A 24,532-nucleotide genomic window follows, 5' to 3' on the forward strand; every position below is an offset into this window, starting at 1 on the left:
CTTAACTCATTATTTAGTTTTAAATCGTAACATCACGTAAGCATTGAATAGCGCAGAAGCAACTTAAATCAACAGTAAGGCAAGTGTTGGTCGATATTAATCTTGCATTTGGTACAGCTAAAAACGTGCAAATTGGATCATTATCAGGTGGTACAGGAGAAGTATCACCTAATACTACAGTTAATACACGCAATACAGCGCAATCATCATCGTCTATACTCTCGACACGGAAAATTGGAGATCGGCAGCTAGAAAGGCTTGCATTTGGTGCAAATGCTTCAAAAGGTTCTCCAGTTTTTGTGTATAAAATAAACGGGCGTGTATTTGCTACAGATGCACTATTATGTGCTCCTAAAAATGGAACTTCGCAACCAGATCCACAGGTTGTGGTTGCACATTCTTGTAATTCATGTATAAAACGAACGACATTTGATACACAGTTGAAATCACAATCGTGATGATGATGATGATGGTCTTCGTTACAATTGCAGCTCATTATGTTCACTCCTTATCGTGAGTTCTGACATACACTATTACAATATGAATGGTATATGGTTGATATTACGTTAATTCTTATGATAAGAACATGGAATTTATATAGTAGGGATGTACATAATGCAATATGAAAAAAAGACATCCTTATTTAGTGGATGTCTTTTCAGATAAATCTTTTCGCGCAGTATATAAAAAACGAGAGATATCTAATTTTTTACCTCTAAAAAATTGCGGAGAGGAAATGTAAAGTTCTTCTTTCGCACGTGTAATGGCGACATAAAGTAGTCGGCGTTCTTCTTCTAAAGCTTCAGAAGTCTCTGTAACACGATCATTTGCATCTTTTAAAGAAGAAGTATGGGGGAGAATACCATCGCTCGCTCCAAGTAAAAAGACGCATGGAAATTCAAGGCCTTTTGCGTTATGAATAGACATAAGCGAAACAGCATTTTTTTCCGGCATTGTTTTTAATGCTTCCATTTCTTTTTGACCTTGAATTGCTTCATCAATAAATTGTAAGTATGCTGGAATATCGGTGAAACGAGTTGCTGACTCCATTAATTCTTCTAACATTTCTTCTTGTATATCTTTATGCATCGTAAAGGAAGAACGATCGTTACTTTGTAAGTACTCTAAATACTTTCCTTTACCATGAATAATTTCTTTTAATGCTTTTTTCGGTTCTAATTCTTTTATAAATTTAATAAAATCGATACGCTCATTTACCTTTTTTACTTGAAAAGGTTTCAAGCTCGGATTTAATAATAAGAAATGAAGAAGAGAAGGGAACCGCCCCTCGCCATATTTCCATTGTTCACGTTCAATAAATGAAATACAATCATCACGCCCGATATACATAGTTGGCAATATATTTGAAAGTGATTCTAGTCGAAACGGTTCAATCACCAGTCTTAAATGATCTAATACAGGCTTAATTAAAGAATGTTCATAAAATGATTGACTCGCCCCGTGCTTAATAAACGGGATTTTGTGAATTGTAAGCTGATCAAGTAACGAACGGCTTACAGAATGTGTACGATACAGTAAACAAAAATCTTTAAAGTTGCGTTCGCCGCTATCTACTTTTTCTTGAATGAGCTGCAAAATTTGATTTGCTTCATCAAGAGTCGTAGCAGGTCTTGCGTAAAAAGGTTGTACACCTTCTTCACGCACAGAATATAGCTCTTTATCAAAACGCTCCTGGTTTAGTTTGATAACTTCATTTCCAAGCCCGACGATAAAAGGATTGGATCGATAATTCGTATTAAGTGCGATAATCGTAGTGTTATCAAATTCTTTTGGAAAAGATAAAATAATTTGGTGACTTGCTCCTCGCCAGCCATATATCGCCTGATCGTCATCACCTGCGATAAATAAATTATTTCTTGGCGTGGCTAACAATTTTACAATTTCATATTGTGCATACGATGTATCTTGGAACTCATCTACTTCAATATAGTGGAAACGTTGTTGTAATAGGGTAAGCAAAGGAACGTTATTTTCTAACATATAATATGTTTCTAATAAGATGTCATCGAAATCAATATAATTATATCGTTGTTTTACTTCTTCAAAACGCTCGTATACTTCTTTAAATTCTTGTTCAACGGGTGTTTTTGCTTTTACATCTTTCGGACGATTCAATTTGTTTTTCTCAAGTGAAATCATGGCGAGCATTGTTTCAGCATCATAATCGTCTTTTAGACGCAATTCTTTCAAGATTTTCTTTATCATAATTTGTTTATGTTTTTCGTTTGCTAAAATTTGCTGATTATATCCTTGACTACGAAGCAATTTTAAAAAGACAGAGTGGAATGTACCAGCAACAACGTAGCTACTTGCAGCACGATTCATACCTGGTAAATTTGCTACACGGTTTCGGATTTCTTCAGCTGCTTTTTGTGTAAATGTAAGCAATAAAATATTTCGTGGATGAACTTGTTTTACATTTACTAAATAACCTACGCGGGTTGTTAAAACAGATGTTTTCCCGCTTCCGGCACCAGCCAATGTAAGGACAGGGCCTTCTGTCGTTCGCACAGCCTCTAATTGTTTTTCATTTAAAAAAACATTTTGTTGTTCGAGAGCGCGAAAATACGCCGCATCTGCATCTTCTTCCATAATTAAATGGGTAGATGTTTTCGGAATATGATATGTTGCACGCGGAATGTCAGCGTGCGTTAATGATTTTTGTGAAAATTTTTCTTGTGTCATATATTCACCTTCAAAACTATAGCATCAACATTTAACTTTAGCGGAAGAAAAAGAAAATAGCAATGTAAAAAACAGGAGGGGATACCTCCTGTTTTCAAATTACAATTCTTTTATCATAACGATGTGAGGAATATTTGCTTCCATGAATACATCAGAATGCGTTACATATCCAAGTTTCTTATAGAAATCTTCAGCATGTGTTTGGGCATGCAGCTTTAATTTTGGTAGCGAGTTTTCATTCGCATACGCTTCAAGTGCATCCATAACAATTTTTCCAATGCCTTTTTTACGATGGGAAGCTAGTACGCAAATGCGTTCCATTTTTCCTATTCCATCCAGTATGCGAAAACGACCAGCACCAACTGGAACATCATTATCATATATAACAACGTGTGTTGAAGTTTCTTCAAACTCATCATACTCTTCGTCAGCAGAAACTTGTTGCTCATTCACAAATACTTGCTTACGTACAGAGAATGCATCTCTTAGTTGTTCGTCCGTTTGTACGATCTGTGCGTGCAAATTAGTTGTTCCCCTTTCCAAGGTGGAATGTTTCGTATACAGTCCACGTTCCGTTTTCTAATTGATATAGAAGATGGAAGCGATCAATTGGTTGTTCATAATAGAAATCTTTCATACGTAATCGACCTAATACATCAGCATGCTCTGCATCGGATAAGCCTTGTCCGATTGTTAAATGAGGTACGAAAGCGTACTCGCGTTCTTGTATAAAGAATTCGCTATGCATCTCCTCATTTAAGAAAGTAAGTTCAGGTGTTTTTTCTACTTTAAAATAAAGAACATTATTAACAGGTGCGAATGAACCAACTTTTCCGACATGAAGGGTGAAAGGGTTCGTTTTACTTGCGATTGTATGTAACTCTTTTACAATCGATTCTAATTGTTCATCTTGCGTCTCAAAGGGTGTTTTCAATGTAATATGTGGCGGAACTAATGCGTAGTGCGGATCATAACGTTTACGCAATCCGTTCGCTTTATCTTGAATCATTTTAGATGGAAAAATTACAATGCCTAATTTCATGTTCCAATTCCTCCCTTTGTAAGTCTAGTTAGATTTTGAGAAAATAACTCTCTTAATCTATTATATCAAATTATTCTGAATACTGCTCTCTATTATTTCATTGATAGAATATGAGAGAAAGCTTTCGGTAAATCAGTTTGCCAATATTTCCACGTGTGGTTACCTTCGAATTCTTCGTAATGTGTGATGAAATTTCTATCTGTCAGAAGCGTATTGAGCTCACGGTTCGGCCCAACGAAATCGGATACTTGTCCATCAGTGCGTTTTACAGCTGTTTCTTCTGTCCCAATGACGTGATAAAGGTCTAGCGCCTCCGGATTTTTAAAGTCTTTTGCTAAGCTCATCACTGTTTCATCCACAAATGGTGATTGCATAACGACTTTACCGAATGTATGCGGATACATAAGTGCAGTCATGAAGGAAACTGTCCCGCCAAGAGAATCACCAATTAACACACGACCTTTTCCCATTTGGTACGTTGGATAATTTTCATCGATATATGGTGCAAGTTCATGAGCAAGGAAACGAATATACGCAGCGTTTTTCACTTCATTTGGGAAATATTTTTCTTTACGATCGTGTACATTTTTATATGGAATACCGACAATAATTGTACGGTCAATTTCTTCAGTTTCACGAAGGCGCTCAATTACACGGTGCGCTTTACCAAGCTGAAAATAATCTCTACCATCTTGTGCAATGACAACTGTATGTTTGTGCAGTGGTGTGTAATTTACTGGTAAGTAAACGAGAAGTGTAACATCTTCTTGAAGTGATGCGCTATAAAATGAAATTTCTTCAATTCTCCCTATTGTTTGATTCATGTAGATCCCCCTAAATAAAAATTTACTGTAATGATTGTAAGAGCGACGCTTGTAGTGAAAAAGAAAGAAATATTCACTAATAGGTGCTTTCGTTTCTATTTTACCATAATGGTACGAAGAATCTAAAAAATTAGTATTTAAGTTATGAAAGAAAACGGATATAATGAAGTGGGATTTTTGACAGGTGAGAGGGGAGACGGAATTTGAAACAAGAAAGATCAATCGCACTACCATTAGCAATTTCCATTATAGCCATTTCATTCGCAGCAGTTTTTGTAAAGATGTCCTCAGCACCATCTTCAATATTAAGTATGTATCGATTATGGATTATCGTGCTTATTATGCTGCCTATCGTTTGGAAAAAACGGGAAGAGTTTAGTAAGATTCAAATAAAAGATTGGGGATTTTTAATTGGATCTGGTTTCTTTTTAGCGCTTCATTTTCTTTTGTGGTTTGAATCTTTAAAGCATACGACAGTTGCTAGTTCGACGATTATTTTAGCGCTTCAACCAATCGTATCTTTAGTTGGAGGTTTTTTCTTATTTAAAGAAAGAACAACATACTCAGCCATTGCGACAATGGGAATAGCGATACTAGGCGTAATGTGTATTGGGTGGGGAGATTTAGGGTTAAGTGAACAAGCAATTTATGGAGATATATTATCCTTTTTAAGTGTCATAGCGGTTGTCGGTTATTTATTTATCGGGCAAACGACAGTAAAGAAAGTATCACACTGGATTTACAGCTTTACAGTCTTTGCATTCGCCGGTATTTTTATGGGGATTTATAATATAGTATTGCAAGTGCCTTTTACAGGTTATACGAAGTGGGATTGGACCGTTTTTCTTTTACTTGCGGTTGTGCCGACAGTGTCACACGTCATTAATAATTGGTTATTAAACTACGTAAATGCAACAACAATTTCAATGAGTATTTTAGGTGAACCAGTTGGAGCATCTATACTAGCCTTCTTCTTACTCGGGGAAAGACTAAATGCCATGCAAATTATCGGTAGCATGCTCGTATTGTTTGGTGTATCTGTTTTCTTACTACAACAACAAAAACGAACAGCAAAAAATGTAGTAAATGAGCCTGCGTATACACAGGAATTATAATGTTAGAGGAGAAAAGAGAAGTTGTGATACTTCTCTTTTTGTTTTACAGAAATATAGGGGAGGAAGGGAAGTTTAATGGAATTTCCATCAAAAAAAGATATATGGTTATATCCGATTTTTTTCGTTGTCATTGGAGCGTGTTTTGCTCCTCTATTTGCAGGAAAAGAGTATTTTCTTTTATTTTTTACACTTCCGTTAGCAATATTATTTATGTGGAGTTGGTTTTCGACAAAATACATCGTCGGAGAAGAAACAATTACAATTAGATCAGGTCTCGTTAAAAAAAGCATATTTATACGAGATATAAAACAAATTTCAAATACGAAAAATCCAATAGCTGCTCATGCATTGTCATTGGATCGACTTGAAATTGTTTACGGCGCACATAAAACAGAAGTTATTTCTCCTAAAGATAAAGACCAATTCATCAATCTTGTTACAAGTAAAAATTCACACATTGAAATCAAGTAAAAGAGTGGCTAGGAAGCCACTCTTTTACTTTGGATTTGTCATATAAGGTTGTACATGAATAATACATAGGTCACGGAACTTTCCTTCAGTAGTTGTGACAATTACGACTGCTCTTCCGGCACTTTTTCCAGTAATCGTTACTGTATTACCTTTTGGATACATTGTGATAACATCAGCATTCATATTTGTCCAAACAAGTTCTTTATTCGTTGCTTGCACTGGCAAAACGGAAGCTGATAACTCAGTGCTTTGTCCAGTTCTTACTTTCAACTTATTTTTTTCCATATGAACACCAATGACTGAAATAACAGAAGGAGCGATTGAAAATTTAGGTGGGTTAGGTTGTATGTTCAAACAAGACGCAGAAGTATTTGTAATAGGTGAAAATTTTCGTGTTTGTTGTTGCTGGAAAGCTGCTAACATGTTGGAGTCCCCTTCCTGTATAAGTGCTGATAGTACTACTATAAAGGAGTAGTGTTATGTTTAATTTAACGAAACATAAAGAAATTGTTAAATTCGAGTAGAAGATTGTCGAACTTTCATAAAAAGAAAGCTCTGCTGATACGATAACAGCAGAGCTTTTCCTTTATAGATTATGACTATGTTGTTTTTCGAAATTCTCAAATTGCTCTTCAACTTCTTTTGAAGGTTGTGTTAGTAAACTAACAATTACGATGGCTAGTAAACTAATAGCGAAACCTGGAATCATTTCATATAAGAAATCTTTTAAGAATTCGAATTGAGTCCATATAATAACAGTAGCGGCACCAGAAATCATACCAGCAAGTGCGCCCCACTTCGTCATACGTTTCCAATATAAGCTTAATAAAATAGCAGGTCCGAATGAAGAACCAAATCCAGCCCAAGCGTATCCAACAAGAGCTAAAATCGTATCATTTTGTTTAAACGCTAAAGCGCACCCAACTAATGCAATAACAAGTACAGCCATCCGACCGACAAATACAAGTTCTTTATCAGAAGCAGAACGTTTAAAGAATGTACGATATAAATCTTCTGTTATAGCACTCGAAGTAACGAGTAACTGAGATGAAATTGTACTCATAACCGCTGCTAAAATAGCTGCTAATAAAAATCCAGTAATAAGTGGATGGAATAAAATAGTGCCAAGTTCAACGAAAATCGTTTCTGGATCAGAAAGTTTTAAACCTGCTTTTGAATAGTACGCAATACCGATAAGGCCAGTAAACATAGCTCCGACAACAGAAAAAATCATCCAGCTCATACCAATACGTCGTGCGCTTTTAATTTCTTTTACAGAAGAAATCGCCATAAAGCGTACGATAATATGTGGTTGTCCAACATAACCAAGGCCCCATGCGAATAATGAAATAATTCCTAATACAGAAGTACCTTTAAAAATATCTAATAATGCCGGATCGATAGATTTAATTGTTTCAAATGCTGGACCAAGTCCATTTACGTGCATAATTGTTACGACTGGAACAAGAATAAGAGCGACTACCATAATGATTCCTTGCACGAAGTCTGTCCAACTTACAGCTAAAAAACCACCAAATAATGTGTAAGCTACGACAACTCCACCAACGATAAGAAGACCAACATGGTAATTGAGTCCAAATGAATTTTCGAATAATACAGCGCCAGAGACAAATCCTGAAGCTACATAAAACGTGAAAAATATCATAATAACAAGTCCAGATACTAGGCGTAGCAAATGGGACTTGTCGTGGAAACGGTGTTCCAAAAATTCTGGGATAGTAATAGAGTTGTTTGCAATTTCAGAGTAGGTACGTAAGCGAGGAGCGACATAGATCCAGTTTGCGTATGCGCCTAATGTTAGGCCGATCGCAATCCAACTACTACTTAATCCAACGCTAAACATTGCACCGGGTAATCCCATTAAAAGCCAACCACTCATATCAGCTGCTCCAGCACTTAATGCTGTTACTGCGGGGCCTAGTGTACGCCCGCCAAGCATATAATCTGTTAAGTTGGACGTTCGTTTGTAGGCGAAATAGCCAATTACTAACATCCCGAGCATGTAAATAGAGATAGAAGTTAAAGTTAACATCTGCGTACTCATGTAGTTCCCCTTCCTTTTGTCATGTCTTTTGATGCGTTATGCATATTTATAATCTATCATGATTATTCTGAAAAATCCATACAGAAATATGAATTTTCAGAAATGTAAGCGTTTTTTGGCATCGTTTTACTTTTTAAATATATAATATTCATGCAAAAAACCTTATTTTTAATAGAGTATTTATTATATTTACATAAAAAGAGGTTGTTTTGTCAATATAATATTGAAAGGAGAGAAAAATAAATTTTTTTAAAAAGTATTGACTTATGAAAAAAGTCAGGTCTATAATGAGTGCAACTTAAAAAAATGCAAGCGTTGATGAAGAAGAGTACACATGATGAACATGTCAGAGAGCTGATGGTTGGTGCGAATCAGTATGGGATTGATGTGGAATGGGCTTCGGAGCTTCCAAACCGAAACGAAAGAAGTAGGCTTTGGCGACATGATCTCATCGATACAAGAGACACGTATTGTTTTTGATACGGTAAAGTGCGTTACATTTGTAACGAATTAAGGTGGCACCACGGGAGTACCCGTCCTTTCTATAGGATGAGTACTCCCTTTTTGTGTACAAAAAATTAAATAAATGAAATCGTTGAAGTAAGAAGAGTACGTATATTGGAGACGTTGCAGAGAGCTGGGGATAGGTGGGAGCCCGGTGCGGTGCCATATACGGAATGGGCTTACGAGAGGTATGCTGAACAATTATTTTCAGTAGGCAACCCGGGTTCCGCCGTTACAAGGATAAGGTATATATTTTGTACCTGAACAAAGCGGGATGCTTTTGCGTCCAACATGAGGTGGTACCACGGTAAATTTATCGTCCTCTACATATTTCGATATGTAGGGGACTTTTTTATTTTTCAGATTGAGGTGAAAGGCATGATGACAAAAGAGGAATTTATGAAGCAAAAAGAACAGAGAAGAACATTTTTAGTAATCGCTGAAGAAGAAGGAGATAGCATTACGCCAATTTCTTTATATAGACGTATGAAGGGAAAGAAAAAGTTTTTATTAGAAAGCTCTCAGCTTCATCAAGATAAAGGACGCTATTCTTACTTAGGCTGTAATCCGTATGGTGAAGTGAAAAGCGTTGGTACGGAAGTGGAACGAACGATTTACGGCAGGGCAGAAAAGCTGCAAGGTAACGTACTACAAGTGTTAGAAAAAGAAACCCGGTCAGCACAAGTAGACAGTCCATTCCCGTTTTGCGGAGGAGCAGTTGGTTATATTGGCTATGACGTCATCCGGCAATATGAAAACATTGGAGTAGATTTACACGATCCATTGAATATTCCAGAAGTACATCTTTTACTGTACCGTGAGTTTATCGTGTATGACCACGTACGCCAAAAATTATCATTTGTATATGTATGCAGGGAAGACGATTCAGCAGATTATGAAGAAGTATATGAAAGATTGCAAGTATACAAAGAAGAAGTGTTACAGGAAGAAGAAGCGGAAGTAACTGAAATACGATCAACATTATCATTCACTTCTTCTATAACAGAAAAAGAATTTTGCGCGATGGTAGAAACGGCGAAGGAATACATTCGAGCCGGGGACATATTCCAAGTTGTATTATCCCAGCGTTTGCAAAGTGAATGTATTGGTGATCCTTTCGCTTTATACCGAAAACTTCGAATTGCAAATCCGTCACCATATATGTTCTATATCGATTTTCAAGATTATGTTGTACTCGGTTCTTCGCCGGAAAGTTTGTTATCGGTAAGAGAGGATAAAGTGATGACGAATCCAATTGCCGGTACGAGGCCGAGAGGGAAAACGAAGCAGGAAGATGCGGAAATTGAGAAAGAACTTTTAGAAAATGAGAAAGAACGAGCAGAGCACATGATGCTTGTGGATCTTGGGCGGAATGATATTGGCAGAGTAAGTGAAATTGGCTCAGTTACGATAGATAAATATATGAAAGTAGAAAAATACTCTCACGTTATGCACATTGTATCTGAAGTTTACGGAATATTGCGAAAAAGAATGAGTGGATTTGATGCATTAGCGTATTGTCTACCAGCAGGAACAGTGTCAGGCGCTCCGAAAATTAGAGCGATGGAAATTATAAATGAGCTAGAGAATGAAAAAAGAAATGTATACGCAGGTGCAGTTGGATACGTTAGTTTTTCAGGGAATCTTGATATGGCGCTTGCGATTCGAACGATGGTCGTCAAGGATGAAAAAGCATACGTTCAGGCAGGAGCGGGAATTGTTTATGATTCAGACCCAGTAGCTGAATATGAAGAAACGTTAAATAAAGCGAGAGCACTATTGGAGGTAATGAAATGATTGTACTGATTGATAATTATGATTCATTCACATATAACTTGTATCAACTGTTAGGTGAATACGAAGAAAATATTGTTGTCGTAAGAAATGATCAAATAACGATAGAAAAATTAGAAGAAATGAAGCCGAAAGGAATTGTGCTTTCGCCAGGGCCAGGAAAACCAGAGGATGCTGGTATTTGTATCGAAGTGATTCGTCATTTTTATAAGAACGTTCCCATATTAGGTATTTGCCTTGGTCATCAAGCGATTATATCAGCATTTGGAGGAGACATTGTTAGAGCAGAACGTATTAAACACGGAAAAACATCCCGTGTGAAACATAACGGAAATTCAATCTTTTCATATGTAACACAGCCGTTAACAGCGATGCGCTACCATTCCCTTGTTGCAGCGAAAACGAGTTTGCCAGAGTGTTTTGACATACTAGCGACAGCGATGGATGACGGAGAAATTATGGCAGTTCGTCACAATTATTATCCGCTATTCGGACTACAGTTTCATCCAGAATCAATCGCAACAGAAGAAGGTGGAAAGTTAATACGTGCCTTTTTAGGTGAAGTGAAGGAGGAGGAAAGAGTATGAATAACTATCTTCGTAAATTAGTGGAGGGACAACATTTAACAGAAGAGGAAATGTATAGAGCAGGGCTTCTTTTATTAAATGAAAACATATTGGAAAGTGAAATTGCAGCCTTCTTAGTCTTACTGAAAGCGAAAGGTGAAACGGCAGAAGAAATATACGGTCTCGTTCGAGCTCTTCGTGAAAAGGCATTACCGTTTTCGAACCATATACAAGGAGCAATGGACAATTGCGGGACGGGTGGTGACGGTGCCCAAACGTTTAATATTAGTACAACATCGGCATTTGTACTGGCAGGAGCTGGCGTAAAGGTTGCAAAACACGGTAACCGAGCTGTTTCTAGTAAAACAGGAAGTGCAGATTTATTAGAAGAACTCGGTGTAAATATTAGTAGTACGCCAAACGAAATTGATTATTTATTAGAGCATGTCGGCATTGCATTTTTATTCGCACCAGCGATGCATCCAGCATTACGGCGCATTATGAAAATAAGAAAAGAATTAAATGTGCCGACAATCTTTAATTTAATTGGTCCTTTAACAAATCCGGTGAATTTAGAAACACAATTTGTCGGCATTTATAAACGAGATATGTTACTACCAGTTGCGCAAGTATTACAGAAACTAGGCAGAAAACAAGCGCTTGTCGTAAATGGAAGTGGTTTTTTAGATGAAGCGTCATTGCAAGGAGAAAATTATGTTGTCATTTTAAAAGATAATGAAATAGTAGAAACGAGTATTGAACCTAAGAAATATGGTTTCTCAATAGTGAAAAACGAAGAGATTAGAGGCGGAGATTCGAAAGAAAATGCAAAGATTACGCTCGGCGTATTAAGCGGAGAAAAGAGTGTCTACCGCGATACTGTTTTATTCAATGCAGGTCTAGCCCTTTTCGCAAATGGAAAAGCAGAAACGATTGAAGAAGGAATTACACTAGCAACGCATAGTGTTGACTCTGGAAAAGCATTAGCCAAACTAAACTTATTAATTGCAGCAAGTAATGAAAAATTAGAAAGGGTGAATTAAAGTGGGGACGATTTTAGACAAAATTGTAGACCAAAAGAAAAAGGAAGTTGCGGCGTTATATGAAACGTATACACCATTAAAAGAAAGTAGAAAGACACATTCACTTGTAGAAGCATTACAGCAGTTTACTGTCATTGCAGAAGTAAAGCGAGCATCACCATCAAAAGGAGATATCAATTTACACGTTGATGTACGAAAACAAGTGAAAACATATGAAGAATGCGGCGCAGGAGCAGTTTCTGTTTTAACAGACGGTCAATTTTTTAAAGGGGCGTTTCATGATTTACAAACGGCAAGAGCAGAAAGTAACATTCCGCTTTTATGCAAAGATTTCATAATCGATAAGATTCAAATTGATAGAGCGTATGAAGCTGGTGCAGATATTATTTTACTAATCGTAGCGGCGTTAACGAAAGAGAAGTTACAAGAGCTGTATAGTTACGTACTAGAAAAAGGATTAGAAGCAATTGTTGAAGTCCATGATGAGCAGGAATTAGAAATTGCAATCCAATTAAATCCGCACGTTATCGGCATTAACAACCGTAATTTAAAAACATTCGAAGTCGATTTAAGCCAAACAGAAAAGCTTGGAAAACGATTAAACGAGGAGAAATTACTTTGGATTAGTGAAAGTGGGATTCATTCAAAGGAAGATATTATCCGTGTTAAAAAAGCTGGAGCAAAAGGTGTGTTAGTTGGAGAGGCACTTATGACATCATCTTCTATTCATACCTTTTTTGAAGACTGTAAGGTGAACATATGAAAGTGAAAATTTGCGGCATCACTGATGTTGAAACGGCAAAACGTGCTTGCGAATACGGAGCTGATGCACTCGGATTTGTTTTTGCAGAAAGTAAGCGGAAAATCACTCCAGTGCTAGCGAAAGAAATCATTCAGGAGCTTCCAACAAACGTGTTAAAGGTTGGTGTTTTCGTAAATGAATCAGTAGAAGTGATCGAGAAAATTGCAGATGAATGTGGGTTAACGCATGTGCAACTACATGGGGATGAAGACAATCATCAAATCAGAAGATTGAATATTCCGTCTATAAAATCACTTGGGGTAACTTCAGAGAGTGATATGAAAAATGCTCAAACATATGAAACGGATTATATATTGTTTGATAGCCCGAAAGAAAAGTTTCACGGAGGAAATGGAAAGCAATTTTCATGGGAGTTACTCGCACATATGTCAAAAAAATTGCGAGAGAAAACGATATTAGCTGGTGGATTAAACGCTTTTAATATAGAAGAAGCGATTCGAACTATTCAGCCATACATGGTCGATGTAAGTAGCGGAGTGGAGACAGAAGGAAAGAAAGATCTAAAGAAAATAAAACAATTTATTATAAAAGCGAAGGAGTGTTCCAAATGAACTACGCATATCCAGATGAAAAAGGTCACTACGGTATATACGGAGGACGATACGTTCCAGAAACGTTAATGCAATCTGTATTAGAGCTAGAAGAAGCATATAAAGAAGCGATGCAAGATGAAGCGTTTCAAAAGGAATTAAATCATTATTTAAAAACGTACGTCGGAAGAGAAACACCGCTTTATTTCGCTGAAAATATGACGAAGTATTGCGGCGGTGCAAAGATTTATTTAAAACGTGAAGATTTGAACCATACAGGAGCTCATAAAATTAACAATACAATCGGTCAGGCACTACTTGCAGTACGAATGGGCAAGAAAAAAGTTGTCGCTGAAACAGGGGCAGGACAACACGGAGTGGCAACCGCTACTGTATGTGCCCTACTCGGATTAGAATGCGTCATCTTTATGGGAGAAGAAGATGTGAGACGTCAAAAATTAAATGTGTTCCGAATGGAATTACTCGGAGCTAAAGTAGAAAGCGTAGCGGCAGGTAGCGGTACATTAAAAGATGCGGTAAACGAGGCGCTTCGCTACTGGGTTTCACATGTACACGATACACACTACATTATGGGATCCGTTCTTGGACCACATCCATTCCCGAAAATTGTTCGTGATTTCCAAAGTGTAATTGGGAAAGAAACGAAAAAACAATATGAAGCGTTAGAAGGGAAATTACCAGAGGCAGTCGTTGCATGTATTGGTGGTGGTAGTAATGCGATGGGCATGTTTTATCCGTTCGTACACGACGAAGAAGTCGCTCTTTACGGCGTAGAAGCAGCTGGAAAAGGTGTTCATACAGAAAAGCACGCAGCTACTTTAACGAAAGGAAGCGTTGGTGTTTTACACGGATCGATGATGTATCTTCTGCAAAATGAAGAAGGACAAATTCAAGAAGCGCATTCTATTTCAGCGGGACTCGATTATCCAGGTGTTGGGCCAGAACATAGCTTGCTAAAAGATATTGGCCGCGTTTCTTATTATTCAATAACAGACGCAGAAGCGTTAGAAGCATTTCAATTATTAACGAAAAAAGAAGGGATTATTCCGGCGTTAGAAAGCTCACATGCTGTCGCATACGCATTAAAATTAGCGCCGCAAATGAATAAAGACGAAGGACTTGTCATTTGTTTATCTGGCCGCGGGGATAAAGATGTAGAGAGTATAAAACGTTATATGGAAGAGGTGTAAAAAATGGGAGTAGAAAAAATTAAAGCAGCGTTTGAAAATGGTAAGAAAGCATTTATTCCGTACGTAATGGGCGGAGATGGTGGCCTTGAAAAATTAAAAGAAAGAATTTGTTTTCTAGATGAAGCAGGAGCGAGCATCGTTGAAATCGGCATTCCGTTTTCAGATCCAGTCGCAGACGGTCCAACGATTCAAAGAGCAGGGAAACGAGCGCTAGATAGCGGTGTAACAGTAAAAGGTATTTTTCAAGCATTAATAGAGATAAGGAAAGAAGTACAAATTCCGTTTGTACTCATGACATATTTAAATCCGGTACTCGCATTCGGAAAAGAACGATTCATCGAAAACTGTATAGAAGCAGGTGTAGATGGCATCATCGTTCCAGACTTACCGTATGAAGAGCAAAATATTATTGCCCCGTTACTTCGAGAGGCAAACATTGCGCTAATTCCACTCGTTACAGTAACGAGCCCAATTGAGCGAATTGAAAAAATTACGAGTGAATCAGAAGGGTTCGTTTACGCTGTTACAGTAGCGGGCGTAACAGGAGTACGTCAAAACTTTAAAGGTGAGATTCATAGTTACTTAGAAAAAGTAAAATCACATACACATTTACCGGTAGTGGCAGGGTTCGGTATTTCAACAAAGGAACATGTAGAAGAAATGATTACAATATGTGATGGAGTAGTCGTTGGAAGTAAAGTCATCGAGCTGTTAGAAAATGAAAAGCGAGAAGAAATATGTGAATTAATACAGGCAATAAAACAAAAAGAAGAGGTATAAGTCTCTTCTTTTTGTTTTACGTAATAAATGTTAAAATATACAGAAAATACATATAACTTAGAGGGTGAGAAAGCATGCTAAGACGTAAACTACTATATCTTCTTCTAACTGTACCACTATACGCTTGGCTTATTAGCATGACGAAAATAGAGGTGATGGCTCTATTTTTAGGATATGTATTCATCTTTTCCAATTTAAATCGCATTCAAGAGCAATCTATTTTAGAAATATGTATATTTTCGATTAGTATAGAACTATTTAGTATCGTTTCGATTGTATTATTAAATGAATTATTTCGCTGGATCCACTCATTTGAATTAATGAGATTTGGAAATGTTGTATTGCAAGTAATGTGTGCTTATATTGTGTTTGTTGTGTTAGACAAAATAGTCGGACAGCAGACAGTTTTTCAGGATAATAGAAAATGGGAGTGAAAGGAGCCACTTGGCTCCTTTTTTGAATCTGTTGCAAAAACAATTGAAATTTACGACATCTGTTATATAATAGTTAAAAATTGTATTTTTAATGAAAAGAGATGATAACATGGCCATATTGTTGGCACTTATCCCAATTATAATGATTTTCATTTGTTTATTTTTATTTAAACAAACGTCATTAAGGTCCTCTTTAATTGCTTACGTTGTGTCTGTTGGAATCGTTTTACTCTCGCCAACGTTTCAACTAGGGATAAGTGAAACTGTGCACGCAACGATTAAAGGTTGGTTAATTTGTTTTATTGTCGGGTACGTGTTGTTTTTCGGTATTTTTTTATTTCACCTCATGAACAAAATGGGGTACATCGATCAAGTAGCACGTTTTCTAGAAGAAGTGACGCACGATCGTTTATTACAAATGCTCCTTATGTGTTTTGGTATTTGTCCGCTAATCGAATCAGTAAGTGGATTCGGAATTGGCTTCATGGTTGCAGCACCTATCTTTCTATCATTAGGCTATAAACCGTTTCAAGCTGTACTACTTTCATTTATTGGTTTACTAGCTAGTTCATGGGGCGCAATGGCAACTGGTACGATTATCGGTTCGCAGCTTATTAACATGCCTCTTACAACACTTGGCACGAATACGGCACTACTAAGCATTCCGATGTTTGCTTATTTCGTCATCCTTTCTTTACACGTTGTTGGTGGTTGGCAGGCTGTTATTGAAAAGTGGAAAGAAGGATTCGGTTTCTTTCTATTATTTTCTCTCGGAATTTATCTTTCTAACGCATACGTAAGTGTTGAACTAGCAGGTATATTAAGTTCCATCGTTACAATTGCATTTGGCTTTCTTATCATTAAATTAAAAGGGAAAAATGAACAAAATCTTATAACAGAACATGCTGCGGCAACGGAGAGAGAAGTATCTATTATAAAAATTATTAGCCCTTATATATTCCTAACAGTTTGTATTTTACTTTCTCGCCTCGTACCAGCATTACATGATGTATTCAGATCATATGCAGTCCTTGATTTAAAATCATACTCTTATAAACTGGAGCTACTATATTCACCAGGATTTTGGCTCGGTATGACTTGCCTATTTACTATTATTTTCTTCCGCATTCCATCTCATATTATGAAACAATCACTCTCGCAAACGATAAAACAATGGATACCTTTTGCAATTACGACGACAATGTTTATCGCTATTTCAGAACTAATGGGTGCATCTGGCATGCATTCATTGCTTGCAAAAACAGCTGGTGAAACATTCGGTACATTTTTCGTTTTCTTTGCTCCGTTTATTGGGGGAATCGGTGGCTTTTTAACAGGTAGTAACGCAGGATCAAATGCGATGTTTATAAAACTACAAATGCAAACGGCGCAAAACGTAGCCCTCCCGTGGCAATACGTCACAACCCTGCAAAACACCGCATCATCAGTAGCGACAATCGCTTGTCCATCGCGAATTACACTCGGTGCTTACTTATGTAATATCCCGTATCGTGAAAATGAACTATTAAAGAAGACGACCTTAATGATCCTTGGCGCGGTTTTGCTTGTAGTGGTAGAGGTTATTGTTTGGTATATGTTGAGAAATTAAAAATCCTCCTAACATAGGAGGATTTTTAATTTGATTGGATAATGTTTTAAAGATGAAAAGCTTCTACTAAATGAATAGGAGATGAAATGTATGCCCTTAAAAAACTACGGCGTGTTAAAAGGTACAGTTATACAATCAAAGATTGGAAAAGGGAAAACGCCTCATTATCAAGTTCATTTACAAGGTGAAGCAGAAGTAGATTATCGTATTGCAATTAACGTGAAATCGCAAAGTTATCCGTCAGAAGTTTTATATTTTGCGATTGATAATATTAGGTCAGAGGCGATTCATATTTTACCGACTTTACCGTTCGGTTTTACAGAAATAAAAAACAATGAACCGAAAGTTGCTTTAGACTACGTAAGAGGTAATGTATTTGATTCAAAACAAATGATTCCTTTACCTGCTGAAAAAGCAGGAGTGGATAATGATTTAAATGAAAAAATTGAACGTTATATAAAACGAGCGATAGAGGAAAAAGCGATTATTTACGCGTTTGGTGAAAGATGGGGACCAGAAGAGAATACACCGGATTCTTATTTTCATTTTGAACCAGGAAACGGTATACATGATATTCATATGAATCAAGGAAATGTAGAGAAATGGAAAGGTGATAATGGTATATGGCAAGACGGAGGCATACTCATTCACTTCGAAAAGGAAGAATCGTGGATCGGTATTTTTCTTGCCTTCCAGTCGCAGTCATGGTGTACAGATGAAGAAGGACATGCTCGTGTTCCGGTTGAGCATTGTGATTATAAGGGAAATAAATGATGAGAGGAGGGCGTTCAAAACGAACGCCCTCCTCTTATTTTATAAAATCCAAAACTAACAAGTGTAGAAATACAAGAAAACAGTAGTGCCACACTAGAAAATGCAATGAGGTACATATTATACTTCATCACTTTGCCAATGAGCTGGTTACTGTCGTACTGAAACAGTCCTGCTATTATGTTGAATAAAAATAACACGATAAACATGACGATAACACCGTCTATTGATCCTTTAATATCTGGTTTACTTAAAGCGATATGTGCAGAAATACAAATGGCGATAAATAAAAATAGCCAAAAGGAAGGATTCAATAAATTGCTTATTGTAAATAAGCTTTTCAATAATACAAACGTCGATAAAAGCATGTTTTGAACCATTTCTATATTAATAGAAGTAGAAGCGATTGTTTTTTCGAGAGTTGTATTAAATAAGAAATATGAATTTGGTACGAAATAGCGCATTAAAAGGATTAGTGCAGTAATACCGGAAATAATAGGACCAATTCCAATGAAGAAGTTCCCAATTCGTTGATATACACTTTTTTGATTGTATTGATGTTGTACGTAGCCTAAAGCGCCTTGACTTGTATCCGTTGGGAAAAACTGCGTCGCTACAATTTTATGACGAAATAGTACACACATAATGGCATGTCCAAGTTCGTGAATAGGAACACCGATCCAAGCCGTTAAAAGGAATCCTTTTCTTCCGAAAGCTCTCGACCAATACATGCGTGTTAATGATTCTAAATAGCCTAATAGAAATCCAATTACAATGATAACGCCAATTAAGGAAAATAATTGGATTACGCTTGTAAGGAGTATTTGAAAAATTGAGTTTACCAATTCCATTGCCTGTCATCCAATCTGTTAAAAATGTTATTTGTTCTGTTTCATAATAGCATTATTTTTCAAGATTGCTAGCATATATATTTTCATTTGAAAGAAGGATTTCATAATCTTTTTCTTGTAGTCATGTTTTATGTACAAAGTCATATATTGAATTTGTAACACCCTATATGGTATATGCTTAAGGAGGGAAGAGAGAATGAAATGTCCGTCATGTCATACAGAAAATGCAGCAGAGGCAAAGTTTTGCGGAAATTGTGGACATTCGTTAACGGAAGAAGTAGTGGCAAGTAGTGGCCAAGAAGAAGAGCCGGAACAAGCGAAGGAAACTCGACCGAATGAAACGGTAGAGCAAGCGAAGCGATTTGCGAGTGGGTATTTTCAGTTTTTTAAACATGCTTTCAAAGCACCGACAGCGATTATGAAAAGCGGCAAGGTTGAAGTACGAAATGGAATTGTAAGTCTTGTTCTTATTTGTTTTTTAGGTGCATGTATTTTTTATAGAATGATGAGTGCTGCAGCAGCTGTTACGAAAACATTTGCACCAGATATACCTACTCCTACATTCTTTTTGGACTCTGTAACGGTCTTTTTATTTTTACTCATTTTAACTTTATTTGTCGGATTTATTATTTTTGTAAGTGGGAAGATGATGAAATCATCTTTTTCGTTTCTTGAAGTATTTGGAATATGGGGAACGATAGCGACGCCAGTTATTGCTATATTAGTGCTTTCTTTTCTTTTTAGTTTTTTATTAATCTTTTTCTTACCAATTTTATTAGGGCTGGCTACAACATATATGGGAATTAGTATAATTGTAGCTACAGTAAAACTAGATAACGGTGGATTAGATCTTGTTTACACTCTTTTTATCGCAAATATTTTCATTGGAATTGCAACGTTTATCGTGTTTTGGTCTTACATAAACACGATAATTCAAACCTTTACAAAGGGATTAACTGGCCTCTAAAGAAAAGGTGGTTGAATGGATGAATGTATGTACAAAGTGTGGGACTCAGCTTGAAGACGGTGTGCAATTTTGTCAAAACTGCGGGATGAAGAGGGGAAGTCCAGTAGTAAAGAAGAACATGAGCGGTGGTGCAAAGATTGGCATTACGTTGTTAACGCTATTTGTTATAGCGAGTGTGGGACTGTATTTGTACGGATCATCGTATTATAAGCAGGTGGCACAAGTAGACCGGATGATTACGATTTTACAAGAGAAGGACGGGGAGAAGTTAGCTGAAATCATCACAGCAGATGATCCATCAGTTACTGTAACGAGAGAGAGTTTAACGCCTTTATTTTCATATATAAAAGAAAATCCATCCTACGTGAATGAATTGAAAGGAAATTTGAGGATAGGTGAAAAACAAGGGAACGGAATTGAAAGAGCAGATTTTTCGGTAACGAAAGACGGAAAGTATTTCTTTTTATTTGATCGATATAAATTGAAAGCGAAGACGTATTATACGACGTTGCTTACAAATGAAAAAGGTACAACTTTAAAAATGAACGGAAAGGAAATTGATAAGACAGATGATAAAAAGTTCGAGAAGCAATATGGACCGTTTCTTCCAGGAACTCAAGTGTTTCAAGCAGAATATAAAAATGAATATGTGAAACTATCACGTGAAGAAAAGGTTGTACTTATGAAACAAGGTCAAAATAACGTAACGATAGATTTAACGTTGCAAGGACAATATATTACGGTTCAAACGAATGTGCCTGGTGCAACATTGTATGTGAATCAAAAACCAGTTACAGCGCTGGCTGGTGAAGAAATTACGTGGGGACCGGTAGCAACTGATGGAAGTACGACGATTTATTTAGAACGAAATGGAGAAAACGGAAGGGAAACGACGAAGGTAGAAACGGTAACGGCACTTCCGTCTTATAATCTTCCATTCGAAAAGAAAGGTACAGAAAAAAACGTTGTTTACAATGTTACTCCGCCACCTACGACTCGGTATGTATATAATGGTTTCATCTTTCCTGATAGTGATATTCGAAAATTAACGAGTGCGGACTTAACATATTTATCGAAAGAACAATTGAAAATAGCGAGAAACGAAATATACGCAAGACATGGACATATGTTTCAAATGAAAGATATGCAAGCGTATTTTTCAAAACAGTCTTGGTATAGAGAGAATCCGTATTTTACAGGAAAGCTAACGGATATTGAAACTTATAATGTTGAATTGATCAAATCAAGAGAATAAACACGTGAAAAAGGTACAGTGCATAGCTGTACCTTTTCTATGGTTATTTATCTGAACCAGGATCCCTTGAGAAAAAGATGTGAAAGAGAAATGTGACTTTACTTGATCCTCCTGATGTACTAGCCTGTATATGTGATAAAGGACCAGACGTTAGAGCTGCCTCGGAATGGGGTGGCACGACTATTTTGAGCGCATGATCTGATTCTGGTGAAGCAGTAACAGTTATTGTATCGTCAGAAAAGTTCAAAATTTTAACAGAACCGACTGGAAAGATGGACTTGCCAGCATGTGATGCTGAAGCGAATTGGGTAGCTTTCCAAATATCTTGTGCAAACGTATCATCGTTAGATAACCAAGCACGAGCGCTGTATATTGTTGCATTAATGGAAAATTCTTGGTCAAGTGAGAGGGCGGGTTTCGGTTCTTTTGGTTCTTGCGGTTCATCTGGAAGTTGGGCGAGAAGGCCGGCGCACATGTATGTTTCACCTACTTTCAATAGTTACTGTTATAGCATATTAAACATGTTGTTTATAAGACACGACACTTACCTATTAAGGCATAGGTTTGTGCACCAAATTTGAAGTTGAAATTCTCTTTCTTTACAATGGAAGTAGGTGTTATTTCTAAAAAATATGGAAAACGTAAAGAGTATGCAAAAAAGAAGGAGTGGTAAAGTGAACTATGTCATTATTGGCGGAGATGCAGCTGGTATGAGTGCAGCTATGCAAATTGTTAGAAACGATGAAAATGCAAATGTTGTAACATTAGAAAAAGGTGAAATTTATTCGTACGCTCAGTGTGGATTACCGTATGTCATTAGTGGTGCTATCGCTTCTACGGAAAAATTAATTGCGCGTAATGTAAAGACGTTTCGTGATAAATATGGAATTGATGCGAAAGTACGACATGAAGTAACGAAAGTAGATACAGAAAAGAAAATGGTGTACGCAGAGCATACGAAGACGAAAGATGTTTTTGAATTTCCGTACGATCGATTATTAATTGCGACTGGAGTGCGTCCTGTTATGCCAGAATGGGAAGGTCGAGATTTGCAAGGCGTTCATCTTTTAAAAACAATTCCAGATGCTGAGCGTATATTAAAAACGTTAGAAACGAATAAAGTTGAAGATGTAACGATTATTGGCGGCGGTGCGATTGGACTGGAGATGGCAGAAACATTCGTCGAACTTGGTAAGAAAGTAAGAATGATTGAGCGAAATGATCATATCGGTACGATTTATGATGCAGATATGGCTGAATATATACATAAAGAAGCAGATAAACACAATATTGAAATTTTAACGAATGAAAATGTGAAAGCATTTAAAGGAAATGAAAGAGTGGAACAAATTGAAACAGATAAAGGGACGTATAAAGCAGATCTTGTTTTAGTATCGGTTGGAGTGAAGCCAAATACTGATTTTCTTGAAGGAACAAATATACGTACAAATTATAAAGGGGCAATCGAAGTAAATGCATATATGCAAACGAATGTGCAGGACGTATATGCAGCTGGTGATTGCGCAACACATTACCACGTTATAAAGGAAATTCATGATCATATCCCGCTCGGAACGACTGCTAATAAACAAGGCCGACTCGCTGGACTGAATATGCTTGATAAACGAAGAGCATTTAAAGGTACGTTAGGTACAGGTATTATTAAATTTATGGATTTGACGCTCGCAAGAACAGGCTTAAATGAAAAAGAAGCGAAAGGGTTACATATCCCGTATAAAACAGTCAAAGTAGATTCGACCAATATGGCGGGCTATTATCCAAATGCGAAACCACTTTACTTGAAATTACTATATCGCTCTGATACGAAACAATTATTAGGTGGACAAGTAATTGGAGAAGAAGGTGTAGATAAACGAATTGATGTGATTGCAATGGCACTTTTTAATAAAATGAGCATTCACGATTTAGAAGATGTCGACTTAAGTTATGCACCACCATATAACAGCGTTTGGGATCCAATTCAGCAAGCGGCAAGGCGAGCAGAATAGCACTTTTTAAGTGCTATTTTTTTGTTAAAGGGGAATCATTATTTTTGGCGAAAGAAGCGAATTGGAAATAGTTATATATAGGGAAGGGGATCATTAAAAATGTTTGTAGCACTTCAAACTGTTCAAGAATCTGAAAAAGAAATATTACGTAATTTATATGCACTATATCTTCATGACCTCTCTACATTCACTCCTAATATAAAGATTGGGGCAAATGGATTTTTTGAATACGAAGATTTGCATATGTTTTGGGTAAATGACGGAATCACTCCGTATTTTATTAAAAGTGATAATGATATTGTAGGTTTTTTATTACTATTGGAACGTCCATATTTGAAAAAAGAAAATGACTTTTGTATTAATGACATTTTCATATTGAATCAGTACAAAGGAAAAGGAATCGGTAAACAAGTTATTGAGAATGTACTAAAAGAGAAACGAGGACAATATTTCGTTATCGAACTTGTGAAAAATGTACCAGCTGTTTCTTTTTGGAAGAAAGTATATAGGGAGCTAAACATCGAATTTGATGAAAAAACACAGTTAATCGATGATGAAGAATGCCTCGTTCAAACGTTTAAAATATAATGAAATCGATGCTCCTAGTATATTACTTTGAAATTTAACTTTATTTTGAATATACCGTTCACCCTTGAAAACATAGTACATATGGCTTATATTGTCATATAGTATTTATTTTTAAATAAAGCAATGAACGAACCAGGGGGCACAGTATGGCAATTAACATGAAAACAATCGAAGAATGGATTGCTGAATCAAACGCAAGACAGGAAGAAGACTTTGGAAACGTTGTTGAAGAAATGAAAGAAGTATGCGTCGGACTTGATAATGCGACATTAATTTATACGAAAAATGTATTTTGTTTCGGTAAGAAAGTAGAAGTATTGTTCTTCTTCCAAGATCATGTCGTGATTGGACAAGAAAAAGATGAATATGTTGAAATCGAAAAATTAAAGTATGAAGCAATTACACATAGCAACTTAAAAACAAATGACAAAAATACAACGTTAGAATTAAAGTTTGCTAACGGACAATCTATCAATTTAGATAGTTTAAATGATAACTACGGTACGAAAAATTGGTTATTCGCGAGACAAATTAAGAGTATTTTTAAGTTAATCTAGTAAAAAAGCAGACCTCA

The 24,532-nt window shown here is 36.6% G+C and carries 26 protein-coding genes and 2 other annotated features; of the genes, 17 read left to right on the forward strand and 9 right to left on the reverse strand.

The window, feature by feature from the left end:
- Positions 1-19: 19 nt before the first annotated feature.
- The 5 genes from cotY to QCI41_RS24490 form a co-directional block, all read right to left on the reverse strand.
- Complete coding sequence (cotY, locus tag QCI41_RS24470) at positions 20-496, reverse strand: spore coat protein CotY (RefSeq protein ID WP_353836442.1); 477 nt, start codon at positions 494-496, stop codon at positions 20-22.
- Positions 497-639: 143 nt separating this feature from the next.
- Positions 640-2,706 (reverse strand): ATP-dependent helicase, encoded by a 2,067-nt coding sequence (locus QCI41_RS24475; RefSeq protein WP_353836441.1) that lies wholly within the window; start codon positions 2,704-2,706, stop codon positions 640-642.
- A 99-nt stretch (positions 2,707-2,805) separates the two neighbouring features.
- On the reverse strand, positions 2,806-3,228 hold the full coding sequence (locus QCI41_RS24480; RefSeq protein WP_046957039.1) for a GNAT family N-acetyltransferase: 423 nt from the start codon (positions 3,226-3,228) through the stop codon (positions 2,806-2,808).
- 1 nt (position 3,229) lies between these two features.
- The gene (locus QCI41_RS24485; RefSeq protein ID WP_000765870.1) at positions 3,230-3,748 is read right to left on the reverse strand and encodes a YjcG family protein; all 519 of its coding nucleotides are present in this window, start codon (positions 3,746-3,748) and stop codon (positions 3,230-3,232) included.
- A gap of 92 nt (positions 3,749-3,840) precedes the next feature.
- Complete coding sequence (locus tag QCI41_RS24490) at positions 3,841-4,572, reverse strand: alpha/beta hydrolase (protein WP_060489369.1); 732 nt, start codon at positions 4,570-4,572, stop codon at positions 3,841-3,843.
- Between the two features lie 203 nt (positions 4,573-4,775).
- On the opposite strand from QCI41_RS24490, the gene QCI41_RS24495 reads away from it, so the two are divergent.
- The gene (locus QCI41_RS24495) at positions 4,776-5,687 is read left to right on the forward strand and encodes a DMT family transporter (protein WP_000808244.1); all 912 of its coding nucleotides are present in this window, start codon (positions 4,776-4,778) and stop codon (positions 5,685-5,687) included.
- 75 nt (positions 5,688-5,762) lie between these two features.
- The gene (locus tag QCI41_RS24500) at positions 5,763-6,158 is read left to right on the forward strand and encodes a PH domain-containing protein (RefSeq protein ID WP_097857487.1); all 396 of its coding nucleotides are present in this window, start codon (positions 5,763-5,765) and stop codon (positions 6,156-6,158) included.
- A gap of 24 nt (positions 6,159-6,182) precedes the next feature.
- Here the strand turns inward: QCI41_RS24500 and QCI41_RS24505 are convergent, their stop codons facing one another.
- Positions 6,183-6,581 carry an Ig-like domain-containing protein gene (locus tag QCI41_RS24505; RefSeq protein ID WP_353836440.1) on the reverse strand — a complete coding sequence of 133 codons (399 nt, stop codon included), beginning with the start codon at positions 6,579-6,581 and terminating at the stop codon, positions 6,183-6,185.
- A 163-nt stretch (positions 6,582-6,744) separates the two neighbouring features.
- Complete coding sequence (gene putP, locus QCI41_RS24510) at positions 6,745-8,223, reverse strand: sodium/proline symporter PutP (RefSeq protein ID WP_353836439.1); 1,479 nt, start codon at positions 8,221-8,223, stop codon at positions 6,745-6,747.
- A gap of 306 nt (positions 8,224-8,529) precedes the next feature.
- Positions 8,530-8,767, forward strand: a binding site (T-box leader).
- A 42-nt stretch (positions 8,768-8,809) separates the two neighbouring features.
- Positions 8,810-9,054 (forward strand) — a binding site (T-box leader).
- 51 nt (positions 9,055-9,105) lie between these two features.
- Here putP and trpE point away from each other — a divergent pair.
- The 10 genes from trpE to QCI41_RS24560 all read left to right on the forward strand — a co-directional run bounded on the left by trpE (position 9,106) and on the right by QCI41_RS24560 (position 18,291).
- The gene (trpE, locus tag QCI41_RS24515) at positions 9,106-10,524 is read left to right on the forward strand and encodes an anthranilate synthase component I (RefSeq protein WP_353836438.1); all 1,419 of its coding nucleotides are present in this window, start codon (positions 9,106-9,108) and stop codon (positions 10,522-10,524) included.
- Positions 10,521-11,108, forward strand: a complete 588-nt coding sequence (locus tag QCI41_RS24520; RefSeq protein WP_353836437.1) for an anthranilate synthase component II — start codon at positions 10,521-10,523, stop codon at positions 11,106-11,108. Before trpE ends, QCI41_RS24520 begins: the two co-directional genes overlap by 4 nt.
- The gene (trpD, locus tag QCI41_RS24525) at positions 11,105-12,130 is read left to right on the forward strand and encodes an anthranilate phosphoribosyltransferase (RefSeq protein ID WP_353836436.1); all 1,026 of its coding nucleotides are present in this window, start codon (positions 11,105-11,107) and stop codon (positions 12,128-12,130) included. Before QCI41_RS24520 ends, trpD begins: the two co-directional genes overlap by 4 nt.
- Position 12,131: 1 nt before the next feature.
- On the forward strand, positions 12,132-12,893 hold the full coding sequence (trpC, locus tag QCI41_RS24530; RefSeq protein WP_353836435.1) for an indole-3-glycerol phosphate synthase TrpC: 762 nt from the start codon (positions 12,132-12,134) through the stop codon (positions 12,891-12,893).
- Positions 12,890-13,504, forward strand: coding sequence for a phosphoribosylanthranilate isomerase (locus tag QCI41_RS24535; protein ID WP_000865138.1), 615 nt, complete (start codon positions 12,890-12,892; stop codon positions 13,502-13,504). Before trpC ends, QCI41_RS24535 begins: the two co-directional genes overlap by 4 nt.
- The gene (gene trpB, locus QCI41_RS24540) at positions 13,501-14,694 is read left to right on the forward strand and encodes a tryptophan synthase subunit beta (protein WP_353836434.1); all 1,194 of its coding nucleotides are present in this window, start codon (positions 13,501-13,503) and stop codon (positions 14,692-14,694) included. Before QCI41_RS24535 ends, trpB begins: the two co-directional genes overlap by 4 nt.
- A gap of 3 nt (positions 14,695-14,697) precedes the next feature.
- Positions 14,698-15,474 (forward strand): tryptophan synthase subunit alpha, encoded by a 777-nt coding sequence (trpA, locus tag QCI41_RS24545; protein ID WP_353836433.1) that lies wholly within the window; start codon positions 14,698-14,700, stop codon positions 15,472-15,474.
- Between the two features lie 74 nt (positions 15,475-15,548).
- Positions 15,549-15,908 (forward strand): DUF4029 domain-containing protein, encoded by a 360-nt coding sequence (locus QCI41_RS24550; RefSeq protein ID WP_353836432.1) that lies wholly within the window; start codon positions 15,549-15,551, stop codon positions 15,906-15,908.
- Between the two features lie 109 nt (positions 15,909-16,017).
- Positions 16,018-17,517 carry an L-lactate permease gene (locus QCI41_RS24555; protein WP_353836431.1) on the forward strand — a complete coding sequence of 500 codons (1,500 nt, stop codon included), beginning with the start codon at positions 16,018-16,020 and terminating at the stop codon, positions 17,515-17,517.
- A gap of 90 nt (positions 17,518-17,607) precedes the next feature.
- Complete coding sequence (locus tag QCI41_RS24560; protein WP_353836430.1) at positions 17,608-18,291, forward strand: DUF2278 family protein; 684 nt, start codon at positions 17,608-17,610, stop codon at positions 18,289-18,291.
- A 14-nt stretch (positions 18,292-18,305) separates the two neighbouring features.
- Here QCI41_RS24560 and QCI41_RS24565 read toward each other — a convergent pair whose 3' ends face one another.
- Complete coding sequence (locus QCI41_RS24565; RefSeq protein ID WP_046958289.1) at positions 18,306-19,139, reverse strand: hypothetical protein; 834 nt, start codon at positions 19,137-19,139, stop codon at positions 18,306-18,308.
- Between the two features lie 196 nt (positions 19,140-19,335).
- Here QCI41_RS24565 and QCI41_RS24570 point away from each other — a divergent pair, with 196 nt between their 5' ends.
- Both QCI41_RS24570 and QCI41_RS24575 read left to right on the forward strand, forming a co-directional pair.
- Positions 19,336-20,106, forward strand: coding sequence for a zinc-ribbon domain-containing protein (locus QCI41_RS24570; RefSeq protein WP_353836429.1), 771 nt, complete (start codon positions 19,336-19,338; stop codon positions 20,104-20,106).
- A gap of 19 nt (positions 20,107-20,125) precedes the next feature.
- Complete coding sequence (locus QCI41_RS24575) at positions 20,126-21,361, forward strand: TcaA 3rd/4th domain-containing protein (RefSeq protein WP_353836428.1); 1,236 nt, start codon at positions 20,126-20,128, stop codon at positions 21,359-21,361.
- A gap of 43 nt (positions 21,362-21,404) precedes the next feature.
- Here QCI41_RS24575 and QCI41_RS24580 read toward each other — a convergent pair whose 3' ends face one another.
- Positions 21,405-21,836, reverse strand: coding sequence for a hypothetical protein (locus QCI41_RS24580; protein ID WP_000332402.1), 432 nt, complete (start codon positions 21,834-21,836; stop codon positions 21,405-21,407).
- Between the two features lie 199 nt (positions 21,837-22,035).
- On the opposite strand from QCI41_RS24580, the gene QCI41_RS24585 reads away from it, so the two are divergent.
- The 3 genes from QCI41_RS24585 (at position 22,036) to QCI41_RS24595 (ending at position 24,515) form a co-directional block, all read left to right on the forward strand.
- Complete coding sequence (locus QCI41_RS24585) at positions 22,036-23,370, forward strand: CoA-disulfide reductase (protein WP_137052898.1); 1,335 nt, start codon at positions 22,036-22,038, stop codon at positions 23,368-23,370.
- Positions 23,371-23,469: 99 nt separating this feature from the next.
- Positions 23,470-23,958, forward strand: a complete 489-nt coding sequence (locus QCI41_RS24590) for a GNAT family N-acetyltransferase (protein WP_353836427.1) — start codon at positions 23,470-23,472, stop codon at positions 23,956-23,958.
- 146 nt (positions 23,959-24,104) lie between these two features.
- Positions 24,105-24,515: a DUF3908 family protein gene (locus QCI41_RS24595; protein ID WP_000996802.1), complete on the forward strand. Its 411-nt coding sequence runs from the start codon at positions 24,105-24,107 to the stop codon at positions 24,513-24,515.
- Positions 24,516-24,532: the final 17 nt, after the last annotated feature.

The sequence above is a fragment of the Bacillus cereus group sp. MG4 genome (genome assembly GCF_040460055.1).
Taxonomy (GTDB): Bacteria; Bacillota; Bacilli; order Bacillales; family Bacillaceae_G; genus Bacillus_A; species Bacillus_A wiedmannii.